The sequence below is a fragment of the Streptomyces sp. NPDC090798 genome (assembly GCF_044768965.1).
Lineage (GTDB): Bacteria > Actinomycetota > Actinomycetes > Streptomycetales > Streptomycetaceae > Streptomyces.
This window is the reverse complement of sequence record NZ_JBIVXA010000009.1, coordinates 150,673-169,406: the sequence shown is the minus strand read 5'-3', so window position 1 is coordinate 169,406 and position 18,734 is coordinate 150,673. Positions and strand designations below refer to the sequence as shown.

Sequence of the window (18,734 nt, the reverse complement as noted above, 5' to 3'; positions counted from 1 at the left end):
AGCTGGCTGGAGTCTGACGCTCCAGGCTAACGCGGGGAGGGGGGCGAGCTTCGCGTATATCCGCCGGTGGGCCGCAAGCCGTGTGCGATGTCGGCCCCCAGCCGCACGGAGCGGGCGGCCCCGGGCCAGGTGTGCCGGGCGGCCCCGGGCCGGGTGTGCCGCTCGGCCCCCGGCCGCGCTGCCGGTGGGCCATGAGCCGCGTGTGACATCGACCCTCGGCCGCGTGTGCCGGAGAACCGTATTTCGTGGGCGGTGGCCGGCCGTCAGCCGCGTTGCGGTCAGCCGCACGCCGTGGGTGGCGGCTGCCCGTGGGCGCGGTGAGTCGGCGGCTGTCCGCGTACGTACTACTCGGCGGCGAAGGCCGTGACCGGGGCTTCCATCAGGATGGTGCGGCGGGGGTTGGCGGTCTGGGTGGGGAGGTCGACCGAATGCTCCGGCTGCTCCGGCGTCTGCAGCGCGTCGGCGTCCTCGAGGTGCGCCAGCGTGGTGCGTCGCGGGTTGGCTATGTTGCGGAACATCATCGTCGTCTTCACTGTTGTCCCAGACCTCGTCGTGGTGGGCGCCGCGGGGGTCAAGGACCGCCTGGTCGGCGCGGGTTGTCGGATTTGCCATCCCTGTAAAGCGTCAGGCTAAACATGCAATTCCCGGTCGAAGCCGTGAAGACCTCATGATCGCCATGTGAGTTTGCTCACTTACTAGCAGGCAAACCGGTCAATTCAGGCCGCCAACTCGTCGCGGCGAAACGGACATTGCTCCACTGAACCCATCATTCCGCTCCTGATCATCGCGACTGGGACACCCCTTGCACACCTATGGCTCGTAGGCATACGCCCTTTATGTACGAGATCACTTTCTACGTCTCGTAACGCATCCCTCACAAGGTGTCACGGTGGTCACAGCCTGGTACACGGGCCTTGTTGGAGATCCTGCACTGTGCTGGAATTCCACGGACCGCCGCGGGATCCAACCGGCGCACAGAGGGCGCGACTCAGCGCCGGGTGGCGGCGGGAAGGGGGAGCAGCGCCGGTCACTCACGACCACACCTGGGGGTGCACCTGCGCCCCTGAACGACGCCGACACCGTCCCGCCGTTTTCGCGGAGGGGCGCCTGGTCCAGAGGTTGCGACGCTAGTGCAGGGACGTTTCAAGAGGGATGGCAGCGCTTCGGCGGAGCCGGAGCCGCACGGCGGGACCGACCGCGGTTCCTCGCCCCAGCACGCCCAGAACCCGGGACAATCAGAACTCGGCGGCGGTGAGCGCTCCGCGCGCCCCGGCGCGAAGGCTCCCGACCAACCACCCGCGAAGCCGAAGGGTCCCCCCGGCCCCGGCTCCCGAATAGCCCTGCGCAACTGGCGCATCTCCACGCGTCTGGTGTCGCTGCTCGCGCTCCCCGTGGTCGCCGCGACCACCCTGGGTGCCCTGCGCATCAACCAGTCGATGGACGACATCCAGCAGCTCGACAACATGAAGCTGCTGACCGACATGACCCAGCAGGCGACCGAGCTCGCCGCCGCTCTCCAGAAGGAGCGCGACCAGTCGGCCGGCCCGCTCGCGCACGGCGCGAAGCCCAACGACATCACGGTCAAGGGCGTCCGCGACGCGACGGACGTCGCCAAGCAGCAGTTCATCCAGGGCACGCAGGAGATCGACACCGCCAGCGCGAACGGACAGCTCACCGGTGTCCGTGACAGCCTCGTGGCCATCGCGGGCGAGCTGAACAAGCTGAGCACCATCCGCAACGGCGCCTACAGCGACCCCAAGAACTCCTCGCAGACGGTCGACGGGTACCACCGCCTCATCACCCAGCTGATCGGCCTCTCCCAGGACATGGCCGAGGCGACCAGCAACCCGGAGATGATCTCGCGCACCCGCGCCCTGTCGGCCTTCTCCTCCGCCAAGGAGTACGCCTCCGTCCAGCGCGCCGTCATCGCCGCCGCGCTGCCCGCGAGCAACACCACCTTCGGCCAGCTCTCCGAGAACGACCGGCTGTACGCGAACTCCGCGCAGGACAGCGAGGCGTCCGAGCGCACCAGCTTCGCGAGCATCTACGGCTCCGGAGCGGAAGACCTCACCAAGCCGATCGACCAGGGCAACCCGACCATCCAGGCCGCCGACGCGTACTCCAACCGCGTACTCGGCTCGACGGGCGGTCTGAACACCCAGGACAAGCGCTCGTACAGGGACTGGGTCGACGACGACACGGCCAAGATCGAGCAGATGTCGAAGATCGAGCTGACGCTGCTCAACCAGATGGAGCAGAAGGCCCGTGAGCTGAAGAACGCCTCCCAGCAGGAAGCGATCATCTCCGGTGCGCTGATCCTGCTGGTCCTCGGTGTCTCGCTGGTCGGCGCCTTCGTCGTGGCCCGCTCCATGATCCGCTCGCTGCGCCGGCTCCAGGACACCGCGACCAAGGTCGCCCAGGACCGTCTGCCCGAGCTGGTCAAGCAGCTCTCCGAGTCCGACCCGCAGGACGTCGACACCTCCGTCGAGTCCGTCGGTGTGCACTCCCGGGACGAGATCGGCCAGGTGGCCGCGGCCTTCGACGACGTGCACCGCGAGGCCGTACGACTCGCCGCCGAGCAGGCCCTCCTGCGAGGCAACGTCAACGCGATGTTCACCAACCTCTCGCGCCGCTCCCAGGGCCTCATCCAGCGTCAGCTCTCGCTCATCTCCGAGCTGGAGTCCCGCGAGGCCGACCCGGACCAGCTGTCCTCCCTCTTCAAGCTCGACCACCTCGCGACCCGCATGCGCCGTAACGGTGAGAACCTCCTCGTTCTCGCCGGTGAAGAGCCCGGCCGCCGCTGGACCCGCCCGGTCCCGCTGGTCGACGTGCTCCGCGCCGCCGCCTCCGAGGTGGAGCAGTACGAGCGCATCGAGCTGGCCTCGGTCCCGACGACGCAGGTCGCCGGCCGAGTCGTCAACGACCTCGTGCACCTGCTCGCCGAGCTCCTCGAGAACGCCACCTCGTTCTCCTCCCCGCAGACCAAGGTCAAGGTCACCGGTCACGCGCTGCCCGACGGCCGCGTGCTGATCGAGATCCACGACACCGGTATCGGCCTCTCCCCCGAGGACCTCGCCGCGATCAACGAGCGGCTCGCCTCGCCGCCCACCGTGGACGTCTCCGTCTCCCGCCGCATGGGTCTGTTCGTGGTCGGTCGTCTGTCGCAGCGGCACGGCATCCGCATCCAGCTGCGTCCGTCCGACTCCGGTGGCACCACCGCGCTCGTCATGCTCCCCGTCGATGTCGCCCAGGGCGGCAAGAAGGCTCCGGGCAAGCCGGGTCCGGGTGGTTCCGGTGGTCCGGCCGCCGCACAGGCCTCGGCCGGTGTCGCGGCGGCCCGCCGTGGCGGCCAGGGCGGCGGTCCGTCCCTCGGGGCGGGTGCCCCCGCCGGTGGCGGCGGCGGTCTCCTCGGTGCCCCGCCGCAGCGCGGACAGGTCGGCGCCGGTCAGGGTCCGCGGGCCGCGCTCCCCGGCAGCAACCAGGGCGGTCGCCCGGGTGCCCCGGGTGGGGCGCGTGGACCGCAGGGTCCCGGCAACCAGGGCAGGCCGGCCCCGGCCGGTGCGGGTGCCTTCGGGCAGGGTCCGCAGGGTCTGCAGGCCGCCGGAACCGGTGCCCCCCAGGGCTTCGGCGACGGACCCGCGACCCGCCAGGGCTTCGACTTCGGTGACAACAGCGGCCCCGCGGCCGCTCCTCCGCAGCAGCCCGCGGGCAACAAGGGCGGCGGCCGTCGCAGGCCGCAGCTGCCCGGACGTGGTGGTCCGCGTGCGGAGCTGCCCGGTGGCAGCCCGCAGCAGTCCCGGCCGAGCTGGAGCGACGACAACGCGCAGCCGCCGGTGCCGCGCGCGTCCCTCGACGCCCCGCGCGGTCACGAGGAACCCGACTCCACTTCGCGCATGCCCCGGATCGACGACCGGCAGGACCCGGCCGCGACCTCGGAGATGCCGCGGATCGACGACCGCCAGGGTCCCGCCGCCACCTCGGGGTTCCCCCGTCCCGACTTCGACGCCCCGCGCCCCGGCATGAACGCGCCGCAGAACAACGGGCAGAACAGCGGTCAGTTCGTCCGCCCCGACGTGTACGGCTCCTCGGGCGCGGCTCCGGCCGCTCCGAACCCGTCCGCCACGGGCCAGTTCGCCACCCCGGGCTACGGCGCCTCCCAGGACCCCTCGTCCACGGGCCAGTTCGCGACGCCCGGCTACGGCGCCTCCCAGGACCCCTCGTCCACCGGCCAGTTCGCCCGGCCCGGTTACGGCAACGGCCAGGACCCGTCGTCGACCGGCCAGTTCGCGACGCCCGGCTACGGCAACCGCCAGGACCCCTCGTCCACCGGCCAGTTCGAGCGCCCGGCGCCCCCGCAGCAGCGGCCCACGCGTCCGCAGGAGCCCGAGGCGCTGCCGCCGGCGACGGGCCCCGGTGACGGACGTACGCCGCTGTACGACACGCTGGAGACCAACTGGTTCCACGGTCAGGCGAACGGCGCCCAGAACGGCTCCCCCAACGGAGCTCACAACGGCGCCCAGAACAACGGCGTCCACGCCAACGGCTCGCAGCCCTCGCAGCAGCCGCCGCAGACCCCCACAGCACCACCGCAACGGCCGGCCGCCGCACCGGCCTCCGCCAACTGGCGCACCTCGCCGAACGACGACCTCGTCCGGCAGGCAGAACGCGTCCGTCAACCGTCGGCGGGCGGGGTCACCACCTCAGGCCTGCCGCGCCGCGTCCCGCGAGCCAACCTCGTCGCGGGCACGGCACAGCAGCAACAGCACCAAACTGGTCCGCAGGTCTCCCGTGCGCCTGATGACGTACGCGGCCGGCTGACCAATCTCCGTAGGGGCATTCAGCAGGGTCGACAGGCCGGTTCCGGCCAGACCGGCAGCTTCCCCAGCCCCACTCACCAGCAGGAGCGTTAGTTGAGCCCGATGAGCCAGGCGGCACAGAACCTGAACTGGTTGATCACCAACTTTGTGGACAACACCCCCGGGGTGTCCCACACCGTCGTCGTGTCCGCCGACGGGCTCCTTCTGGCCATGTCCGAAGGATTCCCACGCGACCGCGCCGACCAGCTTGCGGCCGTCGCCTCCGGCCTGACCTCGCTGACCGCCGGGGCCTCCCGGATCTTCGAGGGCGGCACGGTGGCCCAGACGGTCGTCGAGATGGAGCGCGGCTTCCTCTTCCTCATGTCCGTCTCGGACGGCTCGTCCCTGGCGGTCCTCTCCCACCCGGAGTGCGACATCGGCCTTGTCGGCTACGAGATGGCGCTCCTCGTCGATCGGGCGGGTGCCGTACTCACGCCGGACCTGCGCGCTGAACTCCAGGGAAGTCTGCTCCACTAAAGGGCCCTGGTTCTAGAGACTGCACGAAATCACCGTCCGGCCGCCACAATCCCCCCACCGGCCCCAACAGACGGCACGAATGACCGACTTGCTGTCCCGCCCGGAGGATTCATGACCCCGCCCACCGCCTCTCATGATCCGTACGCACAGCCGTACGGGGACGAGGGCGACCAGCCGCTGGTACGTCCGTACGCGATGACCGGCGGCCGGACCCGGCCGCGGTACCAACTCGCCATCGAGGCACTGATCAGCACTACGGCCGACCCCGCGCAGTTGATGGGGCTGCTTCCCGAGCACCAGCGGATCTGCCACCTGTGCCGTGAGGTCAAGTCGGTGGCCGAGGTGTCGGCCCTCCTGTCCATGCCGCTCGGTGTGGCCAGGATCCTCGTCGCGGACCTCGCGGAGGCCGGACTCGTCGCCATTCACCAGCCTGGCGGCGATGAGAACAACGGCGGCGCGCCGGACGTGACTTTGCTCGAAAGGGTGCTCAGTGGACTTCGCAAGCTCTGACGGAGGTCGGACGACCACCTCCGCGAAGATCGTGGTGGCTGGCGGCTTCGGCGTGGGCAAGACCACGTTCGTCGGCGCCGTCTCGGAGATCAACCCGCTGCGCACCGAGGCCGTCATGACGTCCGCGTCCGCCGGCATCGACGACCTCACGCACACCGGAGACAAGACGACGACCACCGTCGCCATGGACTTCGGCCGCATCACCCTGGACCAGGACCTGATCCTGTACCTCTTCGGTACTCCGGGTCAGGACCGCTTCTGGTTCATGTGGGACGACCTGGTCCGCGGCGCCATCGGTGCCGTCGTCCTGGTCGACACCCGCCGCCTGGCCGACTGCTTCCCCGCGGTCGACTACTTCGAGAACAGCGGCCTGCCGTTCGTCATCGCCCTCAACGGCTTCGACGGACATCAGCCCTACAACCCCGAAGAGGTGCGCGAGGCGCTCCAGATCGGACCGGACGCCCCGATCATCACGACGGACGCCCGACACCGTGCAGATGCGAAGAGCGCGCTGATCACACTGGTCGAGCACGCGCTCATGGCACGTCTGCGCTAGCACTCAAGTCGACAGCTTCATAAGACAGTTGTCGTAGGAACATTGGAGCCGGCTGTGTCGTTTGACACGGTCGGCCACAGTGTTCATAACGTTTCGACATGGAATTCGGTGGACACCGACACGCATCGCGGTCACTTGGTGTCGCTGCGCTCACAAAAGCCCCGTCTTTTGACGGGGCTCGCTCTTTATGACCGTTTTATCTAGGGGATACGTCACCCGGAACCAGCAGTTCCGAGTGTTTGGAAGGGCGCTGCCTGACGTGCTGGAATGCGCTGAACTGCCCAGTAGTCAAGGGCGCTGGAGACACCGCGGCACAACGTAGGTGCCGACGCCGAGAGGTTGTTGGTCGAGTGAGGCGAAGCAAGAACGGTCCCGAGCCGTCGGCACGGGGCAACTTCACCCCGCCGCCGCGCGGCGCGGCGCCCGCACAGGTGCCCGTCCCGGAGCCCACGCCGGCGCCCGCGCCGAGCGGCGGTCGTCTGTCCCCCCGTAACTGGCGCGTACCCACCAGGCTGAACGCGATCCTGCTCATACCCGTGATCGTCGGCCTCATCATGGGCGGCTTCCAGGTGAAGAACTCGATCGACACCTGGCAGGAGGCCCGCGACGCCGAGAAGGTCGCCAAGATCGTGGCGGCCTCCAGCGACTACGCCGAGGCTCTGCTCAACGAGCGCGACGTGTCCGCCGAGCCACTGCTCAAGGGCGACCGGAACAACGCCACGGTCAAGAAGGTCCGCGCGACCACCGACCAGATGGCCGACGCCTTCCACAAGGAAGTCGTCGGCATGCCGGCCAAGCAGGGTCTCGAGCGTCGGCTGAGCCTGGTGATCAAGGCCGAGCCCCAGCTGGACCAGATCCGCAGGGCCGCCTTCACCAAGTCCATGGACCCGGTGAAGACCGAAGAGGGCTACGTCACCGTCGAGCACCTCCTCATGGAGTTCTCGAACGAGCTGGGCCTGGGCACCGGCAACATCACGAGCTACGGCCGTTCGGTGTACGCCATCGCGCTCGCCAAGGGCGCCGAGTCGCTGCAGCGCTCGATCGGCACCCACCTGCTGATCAAGCCCAGCACCAACACCAAGAACCACGCGCAGCAGCTCACCTCCTTCACCTCGTACGCATACCTGGAGAACATCGCTCTTCAGGAGTACGTCTCCGGTGGTACCGAGGCGGACTACGCCCGGCTCACCACGGTCATGGATCAGAAGACCGCCGAGGGCAAGAGCCAGCTGGCCGCGGCCAAGAGCAAGACCGAGGCCGCGGGCGGGACCTTCGTGGCGCCGCCCGCCATGGACAAGATGATCCAGGCGATCGCCAGCGGCGCCACGCCCACCCAGCTCGCCACGCAGGGCATCACCCCCGAGACGTGGATGGCCGCCGCCACCCTCAAGTTCCAGGGCTACAGCCAGGTCGAGAACGAACTCATCGACCGGGCCGTCAACGACGCCGGAAGCATCGCCTCCGACGCCCAGCGCCAGGCCTACATCAACGGCGCCATCGTCGTGATCGCCCTGCTCGCCGCCTTCATCCTGGCCGGGCTCATGGCCCGCCAGATGAGCCGCGCGATGCGCCAGCTGCGCAACGCGGCCTTCGGGGTCGCCGAGCAGCGTCTGCCGATGCTGGTCGACCAGCTCTCGCGCACCGACCCGGGCCGCGTCGACACCCGTGTCACGCCCATCCCGATCACCACCACGGACGAGATCGGCGAAGTCGCCCGCGCCTTCGACCAGGTCCACCGCGAGGCCGTCCGGCTCGCCGCCGAGCAGGCCCTCCTGCGGGGCAACATCAACGCGATCTTCACCAACCTGTCGCGCCGCAACCAGTCCCTGATCGAGGGCCAGCTGACCCTCATCACCGACCTGGAGAACAACGAGGCCGACCCGGACCAGCTGGAGAACCTCTTCCGCCTGGACCACCTCGCGACCCGTATGCGCCGCAACGGCGAGAACCTCCTCGTCCTCGCCGGCGAGGAGCCCGGCCGCCGCTGGGACCAGCCGGTGCCCCTCGTGGACGTGCTGCGCGCCGCCTCCTCCGAGGTGGAGCAGTACGAGCGCATCGAGCTCTCCGGCGTCCCGGAGGCCGAGATCCACGGCCGCGCCGTGACCGACCTCGTGCACCTGCTCGCCGAGCTCCTGGAGAACGCCACCACGTTCTCCTCCCCGCAGACCAAGGTCCGCGTCACCGCGACCCGGCTGCCCGACGGCCGCATCATGGTCGAGATCCACGACAAGGGCATCGGCCTCACCGCCGAGGACTTCGCGGACATCAACCACAAGCTGGCCAACCCGCCGACCGTGGACGCCGCGATCTCGCAGCGCATGGGCCTGTTCGTGGTCGGCCGGCTGTCCGACCGGCACGGCATCCGCGTCCAGCTGCGCCCCTCCGGCGAGCAGGCCGGAACGACCTCGCTCGTCATGCTCCCCGACGCGATCACCCACGGTGGTGGCGGCGGCGAACAGCAGCTCCAGCGCGACGAGTTCACCGTCTCGCAGATCATCCCGGAGCCGCAGAGCTTCCAGCCGGAGCAGGCCTTCCAGTCCCAGGCCCAGCCGATGCGCACCGCCGCCGAACTCGGCTTCGACGACAGCCGCTACACGGAGGTCCCCGACGACATCCGGGAGCTTGACCCCGTGGGGCGCTCGCTGATGCGTGAGGAGCGCCGTGCGGCCCTGGAGGCCCAGGCACAGGGCCAGCCGGAGGCCATCGAGGCTCCGAGGTACCAGGAGGACTTCGAGGCCCCCCAGCCCGCGTACGACGACGCTCAGGCCGCCTACGGCAACGGGCAGCCCGGGTACGACAACGGCCAGGGTGCCTACGAGGAGCAGCAGGCCTCGTACGACCAGCAGACGGCGTACGAGGAACCGCAGCAGGGGACGTACGACGAGACGTACTTCCCGTCGAACGGCGGCTACCCGGAACCCGCGTATGCCGAGCCGGTCCAGGAGGAGCACACGGGAGCCCGGAGTTCCGCTTCGGACACCTTCTCGACCTTCGACGAGCCGTCCTACCAGGACGACTGGCCGCAGCAGGACTCGTACCGCAACGGCTACCCGTCCGAGTACGCTCCCGAAGCGGAATCTTCGCAGGCCGCTGACGTGAGTGAGCAGGACCGCGTAGGCTTCAGCCGTCCGGGACCGACCCCCTCCGCCCCCCATGAGCTGACCGACGCCGGGCTGCCGCGCCGCGGATCCACCGCGAGCGGCACCAACGGCCAGCGGCCCGTGGACCATGGCACCCGGGGGGTTCAGACACCGCCTGCGGCCACCGCGAGCAACGGCGACGGCGACTGGCGCACGTCCAACGACAACCGCTGGCAGCGCGCCGAGCAGCTCAAGAAGCCCAAGGCGGGCGGGGTCACCTCGTCCGGTCTTCCCCGGCGGGTGCCCAAGGCCAATCTGGTCGAGGGAACCGCGGAAACGACCCCACAGGGCGGCCCCCAGGTCTCCCGCGCTCCCGAGGACATCCGGGGCAGGCTGAGCAACCTGCGCCGCGGCGTCCAGCAGGGACGCAATGCAGGTAGTGACACGAACGGCCAGGGCCTCGGTCCTGACAGCACCTACAACCAGGAGCGTTAGTGTGAGCCCGATGAGCCAGGCGGCGCAGAACCTCAACTGGTTGATCACCAACTTCGTGGACAACACCCCCGGGGTGTCCCACACGGTGGTGGTCTCCGCCGACGGACTCCTTCTGGCGATGTCCGAAGGCTTTCCCCGTGACCGCGCCGACCAGCTCGCGGCCGTCGCGTCCGGGCTGACCTCGTTGACCGCGGGCGCGTCCCGCATCTTCGAGGGCGGCAGCGTGAACCAGACAGTTGTGGAGATGGAGCGAGGATTCCTCTTCCTCATGTCCATTTCCGATGGTTCCTCGCTCGCGGTCCTTGCACATCCCGAAGCGGACATCGGTCTCATCGGGTACGAGATGGCCCTTCTGGTGGACCGTGCCGGTACGGTTCTGACCCCGGATCTTCGAGCGGAGCTCCAAGGGAGCCTTCTCAACTAACAGACAGACCGTGCGTCTTGGCGTCCCGGGGCCGTAAGGTTTCGGGACGCGGTCCCACAGTTATGGGTGCCCGGCACAGTCGGAGGAGGAGAAAGTGGCAACACCCCCAGGCGGTTCGTCTTCGGGCAACTGGTCGTACGGCCCCGGCCAGGGGCAGGGCCAGGGTGACGGTTCGCAGAACCCGAACCGATACAACTTCCCCTCCGCGCCGAGCCACCGACGCCAGCAGCCGTACGCACCGCAGGGCCCCGGCCCCTCGCCGTACGACCAGCCGCCGGCGCCGCGTATCCAGCCTGTGCAGCCGCAGCGACGCACCCCCGAGGCGGCGCCCGCGGGATCGTCGAACAACCCTCTGGTGCGCCCGTACGCGATGACGGGCGGCCGCACCAGGCCCCGCTACCAGCTCGCCATCGAGGCACTGGTGCACACCACCGCACAACCGCACCAGATGCAGGGCCAGTTGCCCGAACATCAGCGGATCTGCAACCTCTGCCGGGAGATCAAGTCGGTGGCCGAAATCTCGGCGCTGCTGACGATCCCTCTCGGCGTGGCCAGGATTCTCGTCGCCGACTTGGCGGAGGCGGGCCTGGTCGCCATCCATCAGCCCGGCGGCGACGAGAACGCCGGCGGCCAGCCAGACGTGACTTTGCTCGAAAGGGTGCTCAGTGGACTTCGCAAGCTCTAGCGGAGGGCCTTCCCGCTCCACCACGTCCGCGAAGATCGTGGTGGCGGGCGGCTTCGGCGTGGGCAAGACCACGTTCGTCGGGGCCGTCTCGGAGATCAACCCGCTGCGTACCGAGGCCGTCATGACGTCCGCGTCCGCGGGCATCGACGACCTCACGCACACCGGAGACAAGACGACGACCACCGTCGCCATGGACTTCGGCCGCATCACCCTGGACCAGGACCTGATCCTGTACCTGTTCGGCACCCCCGGCCAGGACCGCTTCTGGTTCATGTGGGACGACCTGGTCCGCGGCGCCATCGGCGCGATCGTCCTGGTCGACACCCGCCGTCTCGCCGACTGCTTCCCCGCGGTCGACTACTTCGAGAACAGCGGCCTGCCGTTCGTCATCGCCCTCAACGGCTTCGACGGCAACCAGCCCTACAACCCGGACGAGGTCCGTGAAGCCCTTCAGATCGGCCCCGACACGCCGATCATCACGACGGACGCCCGGCACCGCGCCGACGCGAAGTCGGCGCTGATCACGCTGGTCGAGCACGCGCTGATGGCACGTCTGCGGTAGCGCCTCCGCGCGGCGGAGCGAAAGAAGGGGCGCCCTCTCCACTGAGTGGAGAGGGCGCCCCTTCTTTCGCTCCGGGACAAAGACACTCCGGGACGAAGACAAAGGGAAGGGCCCGCTCTTCACAGAGCGGGCCCTTCCCTTTGCTGAGGCGCCGCGGGCTAGCCGTGCCAGCTGTGCGGGGAGCGGAAGCCGGGCTCGCGCTCCAGGCGGCGCCAGCCGGCTTTCGCACGGCCACGGTGGGTCGGGGTGGTGTCCGGCTGGGCGGCCGCGCGGGCCAGGAGGATGGCCGTGATGGCGGCGACTTCCTCGGGCTCGGCGTGGCCCTTCTCGACGCGGATGTCAGGGGTGTCCATAGGTTTCAGTCTCCGTGAGAGAGGTTTCCGCGGCGGTACCGCGGAGGATCCGCAGGGTTACTGCGGGGGGTTGCCGTGCTTGCGGGAGGGCAGGTCCGCGTGCTTGGACTGCAGCATGGCCAGGGAGCGGATCAGCACCTCGCGGGTCTCCGCCGGGTCGATGACGTCGTCGACCAGGCCCCGCTCGGCCGCGTAGTAGGGGTGCATGAGTTCGGCCTTGTACTCCTTGACCATGCGTACGCGCATGGCCTCGGGGTCGGCGGCCTCGGCGATCTGCCGGCGGAAGATGACGTTGGCCGCACCTTCCGCACCCATCACGGCGATCTCGTTGGTGGGCCAGGCGTAGGTGAGGTCGGCCCCGATGGACTGGCTGTCCATGACGATGTAGGCACCTCCGTACGCCTTGCGCAGGATGAGCGAGATCCGCGGCACCGTCGCGTTGCAGTACGCGTACAGCAGCTTGGCGCCGTGCCGGATGATCCCGCCGTGCTCCTGATCAACCCCGGGCAGGAATCCGGGAACGTCCAGGAGGGTGACGATCGGAATATTAAAAGCGTCACACATCTGGACAAAGCGCGCAGCTTTTTCGGAGGCCTCGATGTCCAGCACGCCCGCGAGGGACTGCGGCTGGTTGGCGACGATGCCCACCACCTGGCCGTCCAGACGGGCCAGCGCGCAGATGATGTTGCGGGCCCAGCGCTCGTGGACCTCCAGGTAGTCGCCGTCGTCGACGAGTTCCTCGATGACCTTCGCCATGTCGTACGGCCGGTTGCCGTCCGCCGGGACCAGGTCCAGGAGGACGTCCGAGCGGCGGTCCGCGGGGTCCTGCGAGGCCACGTGCGGCGGGTTCTCGCGGTTGTTCTGCGGGAGCATCGACAGGAGGTAGCGCACCTCCGCGATGCAGGTCTCCTCGTCGTCGTACGCGAAGTGACAGACACCGGAGGTCTCCGCGTGGACGTCGGCGCCGCCGAGCCCGTTCTGGGTGATCTCCTCGCCGGTGACCGCCTTGACGACGTCGGGGCCGGTGATGAACATCTGCGAGGTCTCACGGACCATGAACACGAAGTCCGTCAGCGCGGGACTGTAGGCGGCGCCGCCCGCGCACGGGCCGAGCATCACCGAGATCTGCGGGATGACACCGGACGCCTTGGTGTTGCGCTGGAAGATGCCGCCGTACCCGGCGAGCGCGGAGACGCCCTCCTGGATGCGGGCGCCCGCACCGTCGTTGAGGGAGACCAGCGGCGCGCCGGCCGCGATGGCCATGTCCATGATCTTGTGGATCTTCGTGGCGTGGGCCTCGCCCAGCGCGCCGCCGAAGATACGGAAGTCGTGCGCGTAGACGAAGACCGTACGGCCCTCCACCGTGCCCCAGCCGGTGACGACACCGTCGGTGTACGGCTTCTTGGCCTCCAGGCCGAACCCGGTCGCCCGGTGCCGGCGCAGCTGCTCGACCTCCTGGAAGGACCCGGGGTCGAGAAGCAGCTCGATGCGCTCCCGGGCGGTCAGCTTGCCCTTGGCGTGCTGCGCCTCGGTCGCCTTCTCGCTGGGTCCTCGCAGCGCCGCCGCACGAATCGCGTGCAGTTCCGCCACGCGCCCGCGTGCGTCCGTGGGTTCGCCTGAGGGTGCGGCCTCATCCAAAACGGTCATGTAGCGACCATACGAAGTCGAACAAGAAAAGCGGGCCGTCGACTCCGTACAGTCTCCGGCCCGTTTTCCTGGTACCCCTGAACAGAACCGCGACGGCATGCAGGCGATCTGACTGCTCAGAGGGCATCTGGCTTGTAGAGGTCACACAAAGCCGCGGGCTGAGAGCCCGCTCACATTCGTGAGGGGCCCATGCCATCCCTAGAGTGACACGGAGCCTTGGACGGGACCCGTTCGGCGTACAGCGGGCCATCGGCCCGACCCCCGTCCAGGTGTAGCGAGGATACGCAGGCTGCCACGGGAGCGCCGGGAGTGACCGCTGGGAAGCGGGTCGGCGAACCGCGACGTAACGTCGTAAACACCTGGCGGATGATGTTGAAACTTGAACGGAATAGGTCTACTGTCTCCCTTGTTGGCCTCGTTGAATCTTCAACAAACTCTCTGCCGCGGCTCTCGACTTCCCGACGAAACCGCGACCCGTCCCCCTAGGAGCACGTCATGGGCATCTTCGGCCGCAAGACCACCGACACCCCCGCCACCACGGCCCCCGCCGCTGTGAGCTCCGAGCTCGCGGCCCTCACCGGCGACTACACGATCGACCCGTCCCACTCGGAGATCGGTTTCGTCGCCCGTCACGCCATGGTGACGAACGTCAAGGGCTACTTCAGGGACTTCGACGGCACCCTGCACCTGGACGGCGCTGACCCGTCCAAGTCCACCGCCACGATCGACGTCAAGATGGAAAGCATCGAGACGGGCTCCGCGGACCGTGACGGCCACCTGAAGAGCTCCGACTTCTTCAAGATCGACGAGTTCCCGACGATGACCTTCCGCTCCACCAAGGCGGAGGCCCTGGGCGGCGACGACTACCGGATCACCGGCGACCTGTCGATCCTCGGCGTCACCAAGCCGCTCTCCATCGACCTGGAGTTCAACGGCTCCGCGAAGGACCCCTTCGGCAACGAGCGCGTCGGCTTCGAGGGCAAGGCGGAGATCCTGCGCTCCGAGTGGGGCCTCACCTGGAACGCGGCCCTGGAGACCGGTGGCGTCCTCGTCTCCGACAAGATCAAGCTGACCTTCGACATCTCGGCGATCAAGAACGCCTGAGCCCGGGCTCGTCGGGTGGGTTCGGGTGGGCGAGGCCGAGGTCGTAGGCGAGGATGACCGCCTGGACGCGGTCACGGGCTTGGACCTTCGCCAGGACCCGGCCGACATGGGTCTTCACGGTGGATTCCGCGACGACCAGGCGCTCGGCGATCTCACTGTTGCTCCAGCCCTGGCCGATGGCGACGAAAATCTCGTACTCCCGTTCGGTGAGCGCGCGCACCCGGGGGTCGTCCGCCGTCCTTTGACCTGGCCGACCCGGCCCGCTCGACGAATCCCGGGGCAGGTGCTTGGCGTAGGCGTCGAGGAGCCGGCGGGTCAGTGCGGGGGCGATCACCGCGTCGCCCGCCGCGACCGCCCGGATACCGGCCAGCAGTTCCTCGGGGTGGGCGTCCTTGAGGAGGAATCCGCTGGCTCCCGCGCGCAGCGCCGCGTGGGCGTATTCGTCCAGGTCGAACGTGGTCAGGATGAGGACGCGGGAGCGGTCACCGGAGGCGACCACGCGACGGGTGGCCTCGATACCGTCCATGCCGGGCATCCGTACGTCCATGAGGATCACGTCCGGGCGCAGTTCGGCGGCCCTTCGCACGGCGTCGGCGCCGTGGGCCGCCTCGCCGACGACCTCGGTGTCGGGGGTGCTCTCCAGGAGCATCCGGAAGCCGAGGCGTTGCAGTGGCTGGTCGTCCACGATGAGCACGGTGGTCACACCGCACCGCCTGTGGCGGCCGGCGGGGTGACGTCGGCCTCGGCCAGGGGGGTGAGGTCGAGGGTGGCCCGCACCGTCCATCCTCCGCCGGGGGCGGGTCCCGCGGTGACGGTCCCGCTGTAGAGGGCTGCGCGTTCTCTCATGCCGGCGAGTCCGTGTCCTTCCTCCTGGGGCGGCCCCGGACGGACCGTACCGCCACCCCGGCCTGTGTCATGGACGTCGATGTGCAGCCGCGTGTCCTTGACGGCGACCGCGAGCTCGACGCGGGTGTCGTGGCCCGCGTGCTTGAGTGCGTTGGTGAGTGCTTCCTGCACTATGCGGTACACCGTCAGCTGGACGCCGCGGTCCAGGGTGTCCAGCTCGCCGCCCGTGCGGTAGACGACCTGGGGGCCGGCGGCGCGGATCCGGGCACACAAGGCATCGATGTCCGCGATGCCCGGCTGGGGGCTGAGCTGGGGCGCGGCGGGGGTCTGGGTCTGCTCGCGCAGCACGCCGAGCATCCGGCGCAGTTCGCCCAGCGCCTGACGCCCGGTGTCGCCGATGAGCAGCAGAGCCTGCTTGCCGCGTTCGGGTGCGATGTCGCTCGCGTACGCGCCACCGTCGGCGAGCGTGATGATGACGGAGAGGTTGTGGCCGACGATGTCGTGCATCTCGCGGGCCACCCGGGTGCGTTCGGCGGCGGCGGCGAGCTTGCTGCGCTGGTCGCGTTCGATCTCCAGGCGGGTCGCACGGTCGCGCAGGACGGCGAGCTGGGCGCGCCGGATGCGTACGGCCAGACCGAGCGCGACCGCCGCGGTGATCGTGCTGAAAAGGAAGAACAGCGCGTCCAGGACGGACACCGCGGACGGCAGCCGCAGGGCGACCAGTCCGAGGGCGGCCGCGGTGACCGCGCAGGCCACGGGCAGCCGTCGGAGCTGTCCGTGCAGCACCAGGCTGTAGAGGGCGATCAGCAGGGCGACGTCGGCGCGCAGCCAGACTCCCAGCGCCACCTGGAGGAAGAGCACCGCGGCGATCACGGCGAAGGCGAGTGACGGCCTCCGGCGCCGCCACAGCAGCGGCAGGACCAGTCCGGCCTGCAGCGCGACGGTCACCGGCCAGGGCAGGTGGGTGACCTGGGTGTCGAAGGCGTGTCGTCGGCCCTCGTCGTCGTGCACCAGGTCCGGTACGCAGAACATCAGCGCCACGACCACGATCACGCCCGTGTCCAGGACCCACGGATGGTTCCGGTCGCCCTGCTTGAGCCGTCGGCCGAGCCGGGACAGCCCGCGGGCCAGGGGATGGTTCCACGGCAGCTCCGCCTCCGCGAGGGGCAGGTCGGAGGGTGCCCCTCGGTGGGCGGTGTCGTCGATGCTCATGGGGGTCACTGGTCCGCGTTCATGGATGTCACCGGTTCGCGTTCATGGGTGTCACCTGTCCATTGTGTGTCCGGCCGCCTCCCCGTCCGGGTGTTCCTCCGGGTGTCCCTCCGGATGCCTCTCCGTCGGGTGTCAGGTGTCAGGCGTCGGTGCGTAGGAGGCGGTAGGCGGCGCCCGCCAGGGCGAGCACGGTCCAGCCGAGGAAGACCAGGAGCCCGGCCGTGGGCGCGAGGGTCGTCGAGTCGTGGGTGAGCGCGAACATCGACTGGCCCGCGTTGCTGGGCAGGTAGGGGCTGATGTCGTCCTGCCACGAGGTGGGCAGCAGCGAGATCAGGCCGGGGATCAGCATCAGCGAGGCGACCAGGACCGATATGCCGCCGGCGACCGAGCGCAGCAGGGCGCCCAGGGCGGTGCCGATCACGCCGACCAGGCCGAGGTAGAGGCCCGCGCCCAGCAGGCTGCGCACGACACCGGGGTGGGAGATCGTGAGGGCCGCGGGGGTGTTGGAGACGATCCCGCTGGTGATCATGAACGCGATGAAGACGCCGATGGTGGAGACGACGAGGGCGACCAGGCCGAATACCGCCGCCTTCGACCACAGCACCGGCAGGCGGCGCGGGACGGCGGCCAGCGTGGAGCGGATCATGCCGGTGGAGTACTCGCCGGCGGTGACCAGCACGCCCAGGACGCCGAGCGCCAGCTGGGCGAAGTTCGTGCCGAACACGGAGAGGCTGAGCGCGGTCGCCGAGGCGTCGTCCGGGCGCAGCCGCTCACCCGAGTTGATCTGGGACTTGTAGTGCGCGGCGGCGATCACGCCGAACGCGACCAGGAACAGCAGGCCCAGACCGAGGGTGATCCAGGTGGAACGCAGCGACCACAGCTTGGCCCACTCCGAGCGCAGCACGCGCCGGCCGGTGACCTTGTACTCCGGACGTGCCGTCCGCGCCGGTGCGGGCGCGGAGCTGTCGGTGACGGTGATGGTGCTCATGCCGCCCTCCCGGGGGCCTCGACGGTGGCGGTGGCGTGGTACTCGACGGCGTCACGGGTCAGGTCCATGAACGCCTGTTCCAGCGAGACGGTCCGCGAGCTGAGCTCGAACAGGGGGATGCCGTGCTCGGCGGCCTTGAGACCGATGGCCCGCGCGGACAGACCCGTCACGTGCAGTTCCTCGGAGCCGACCTCGCCGGTGATCTCGACGCCGGGGCCGGCCAGGACCTCGCGCAGGCGGGCCGACTGGTCGGAGGCCACGGTCACGGTGTCACCGCCGGCCTGCTGGACCAGCTCCTGCACGGTGGTGTCGGCGAGCAGGCGACCGCGGCCGACGACGATCAGGTGGTCGGCGACCAGCGCCATCTCGCTCATCAGGTGCGAGGAGACGAAGACCGTACGGCCGTCCGCCGCGAGTCCGGTCAGCAGGTTGCGGATCCACAGCACGCCCTCGGGGTCCAGTCCGTTGACCGGCTCGTCGAGCATGATGGTGGCCGGGTCGCCGAGGAGCGCCGCGGCGATACCCAGCCGCTGGCCCATGCCGAGGGAGAACGCGCCCGCGCGCTTCTTCGCCACGGACTGCAGACCGGTCAGCTCGATGACCTCCTCCACCCGGCGGCGCGGAATGCCGTGGGTGTAGGCCTGCGCCATCAGGTGGTCGAACGCGGAGCGGCCCGGGTGGATCGACTTGGCCTCCAGCAGCGCGCCGACCTCCTGAAGCGGTGCGGTGTGCTCGGCGTAGTGCTTGCCGTTGACCGTCACGCTGCCGCCGGACGGTGCGTCCAGTCCGACGATCATGCGCATGGTGGTGGACTTGCCCGCGCCGTTCGGGCCCAGGAAGCCGGTGACCGTTCCGGGCCTGACGACGAAGTCGAGCCGGTCGACCGCCGTCTTCTCCCCGTACCGCTTCGTCAGCTGATGTGCCTCGATCATCGTTCTT

General features: G+C 69.4%; 16 protein-coding genes. 9 read left to right on the top strand and 7 right to left on the bottom strand.

Annotated elements, in window-relative coordinates:
- Positions 1-344 precede the first annotated feature (344 nt).
- Positions 345-533, bottom strand: coding sequence for a hypothetical protein (locus ACIQTP_RS21195; RefSeq protein WP_402045894.1), 189 nt, complete (start codon positions 531-533; stop codon positions 345-347).
- Positions 534-1,130: 597 nt separating this feature from the next.
- Here ACIQTP_RS21195 and ACIQTP_RS21190 point away from each other — a divergent pair.
- From ACIQTP_RS21190 to ACIQTP_RS21155, 8 genes are all read left to right on the top strand, one after another.
- Entirely contained in the window at positions 1,131-4,910 is a 3,780-nt protein-coding gene (locus tag ACIQTP_RS21190) for a nitrate- and nitrite sensing domain-containing protein (protein ID WP_403401766.1), read from the top strand.
- Between the two features lie 9 nt (positions 4,911-4,919).
- Complete coding sequence (locus ACIQTP_RS21185; protein WP_010984127.1) at positions 4,920-5,333, top strand: roadblock/LC7 domain-containing protein; 414 nt, start codon at positions 4,920-4,922, stop codon at positions 5,331-5,333.
- 111 nt (positions 5,334-5,444) lie between these two features.
- Positions 5,445-5,843 (top strand): DUF742 domain-containing protein, encoded by a 399-nt coding sequence (locus ACIQTP_RS21180; protein ID WP_054235411.1) that lies wholly within the window; start codon positions 5,445-5,447, stop codon positions 5,841-5,843.
- A complete protein-coding gene (locus ACIQTP_RS21175) occupies positions 5,824-6,399 on the top strand; it encodes an ATP/GTP-binding protein (RefSeq protein WP_054235412.1) in 576 nt (191 codons plus the stop codon). Before ACIQTP_RS21180 ends, ACIQTP_RS21175 begins: the two co-directional genes overlap by 20 nt.
- A gap of 350 nt (positions 6,400-6,749) precedes the next feature.
- Positions 6,750-9,974 (top strand): nitrate- and nitrite sensing domain-containing protein, encoded by a 3,225-nt coding sequence (locus tag ACIQTP_RS21170; protein ID WP_403401763.1) that lies wholly within the window; start codon positions 6,750-6,752, stop codon positions 9,972-9,974.
- 10 nt (positions 9,975-9,984) lie between these two features.
- The gene (locus tag ACIQTP_RS21165; protein WP_030948713.1) at positions 9,985-10,398 is read left to right on the top strand and encodes a roadblock/LC7 domain-containing protein; all 414 of its coding nucleotides are present in this window, start codon (positions 9,985-9,987) and stop codon (positions 10,396-10,398) included.
- Positions 10,399-10,492: 94 nt separating this feature from the next.
- On the top strand, positions 10,493-11,083 hold the full coding sequence (locus ACIQTP_RS21160) for a DUF742 domain-containing protein (protein WP_054235413.1): 591 nt from the start codon (positions 10,493-10,495) through the stop codon (positions 11,081-11,083).
- The gene (locus ACIQTP_RS21155) at positions 11,064-11,645 is read left to right on the top strand and encodes an ATP/GTP-binding protein (protein WP_026248371.1); all 582 of its coding nucleotides are present in this window, start codon (positions 11,064-11,066) and stop codon (positions 11,643-11,645) included. Before ACIQTP_RS21160 ends, ACIQTP_RS21155 begins: the two co-directional genes overlap by 20 nt.
- 158 nt (positions 11,646-11,803) lie before the next feature.
- Here ACIQTP_RS21155 and ACIQTP_RS21150 read toward each other — a convergent pair whose 3' ends face one another.
- Positions 11,804-11,998, bottom strand: coding sequence for an acyl-CoA carboxylase subunit epsilon (locus ACIQTP_RS21150; RefSeq protein ID WP_402045888.1), 195 nt, complete (start codon positions 11,996-11,998; stop codon positions 11,804-11,806).
- Between the two features lie 57 nt (positions 11,999-12,055).
- Positions 12,056-13,645, bottom strand: a complete 1,590-nt coding sequence (locus ACIQTP_RS21145) for an acyl-CoA carboxylase subunit beta (protein ID WP_402045886.1) — start codon at positions 13,643-13,645, stop codon at positions 12,056-12,058.
- A 495-nt stretch (positions 13,646-14,140) separates the two neighbouring features.
- On the opposite strand from ACIQTP_RS21145, the gene ACIQTP_RS21140 reads away from it, so the two are divergent.
- Positions 14,141-14,749 carry a YceI family protein gene (locus tag ACIQTP_RS21140; RefSeq protein WP_402045884.1) on the top strand — a complete coding sequence of 203 codons (609 nt, stop codon included), beginning with the start codon at positions 14,141-14,143 and terminating at the stop codon, positions 14,747-14,749.
- On the opposite strand, the gene ACIQTP_RS21135 is transcribed toward ACIQTP_RS21140, so the two are convergent.
- From ACIQTP_RS21135 to ACIQTP_RS21120, 4 genes are all read right to left on the bottom strand, one after another.
- The gene (locus ACIQTP_RS21135) at positions 14,736-15,452 is read right to left on the bottom strand and encodes a response regulator (RefSeq protein ID WP_403401761.1); all 717 of its coding nucleotides are present in this window, start codon (positions 15,450-15,452) and stop codon (positions 14,736-14,738) included. The genes ACIQTP_RS21140 and ACIQTP_RS21135 overlap by 14 nt on opposite strands.
- Positions 15,449-16,807, bottom strand: a complete 1,359-nt coding sequence (locus ACIQTP_RS21130) for a histidine kinase (protein ID WP_403401759.1) — start codon at positions 16,805-16,807, stop codon at positions 15,449-15,451. The genes ACIQTP_RS21135 and ACIQTP_RS21130 overlap by 4 nt, the downstream gene beginning before the upstream one ends.
- Positions 16,808-16,946: 139 nt before the next feature.
- Positions 16,947-17,795, bottom strand: a complete 849-nt coding sequence (locus ACIQTP_RS21125; RefSeq protein ID WP_402045876.1) for an ABC transporter permease — start codon at positions 17,793-17,795, stop codon at positions 16,947-16,949.
- Entirely contained in the window at positions 17,792-18,727 is a 936-nt protein-coding gene (locus ACIQTP_RS21120) for an ABC transporter ATP-binding protein (RefSeq protein ID WP_168511504.1), read from the bottom strand. The genes ACIQTP_RS21125 and ACIQTP_RS21120 overlap by 4 nt, the downstream gene beginning before the upstream one ends.
- Between the last annotated feature and the right edge of the window lie 7 nt (positions 18,728-18,734).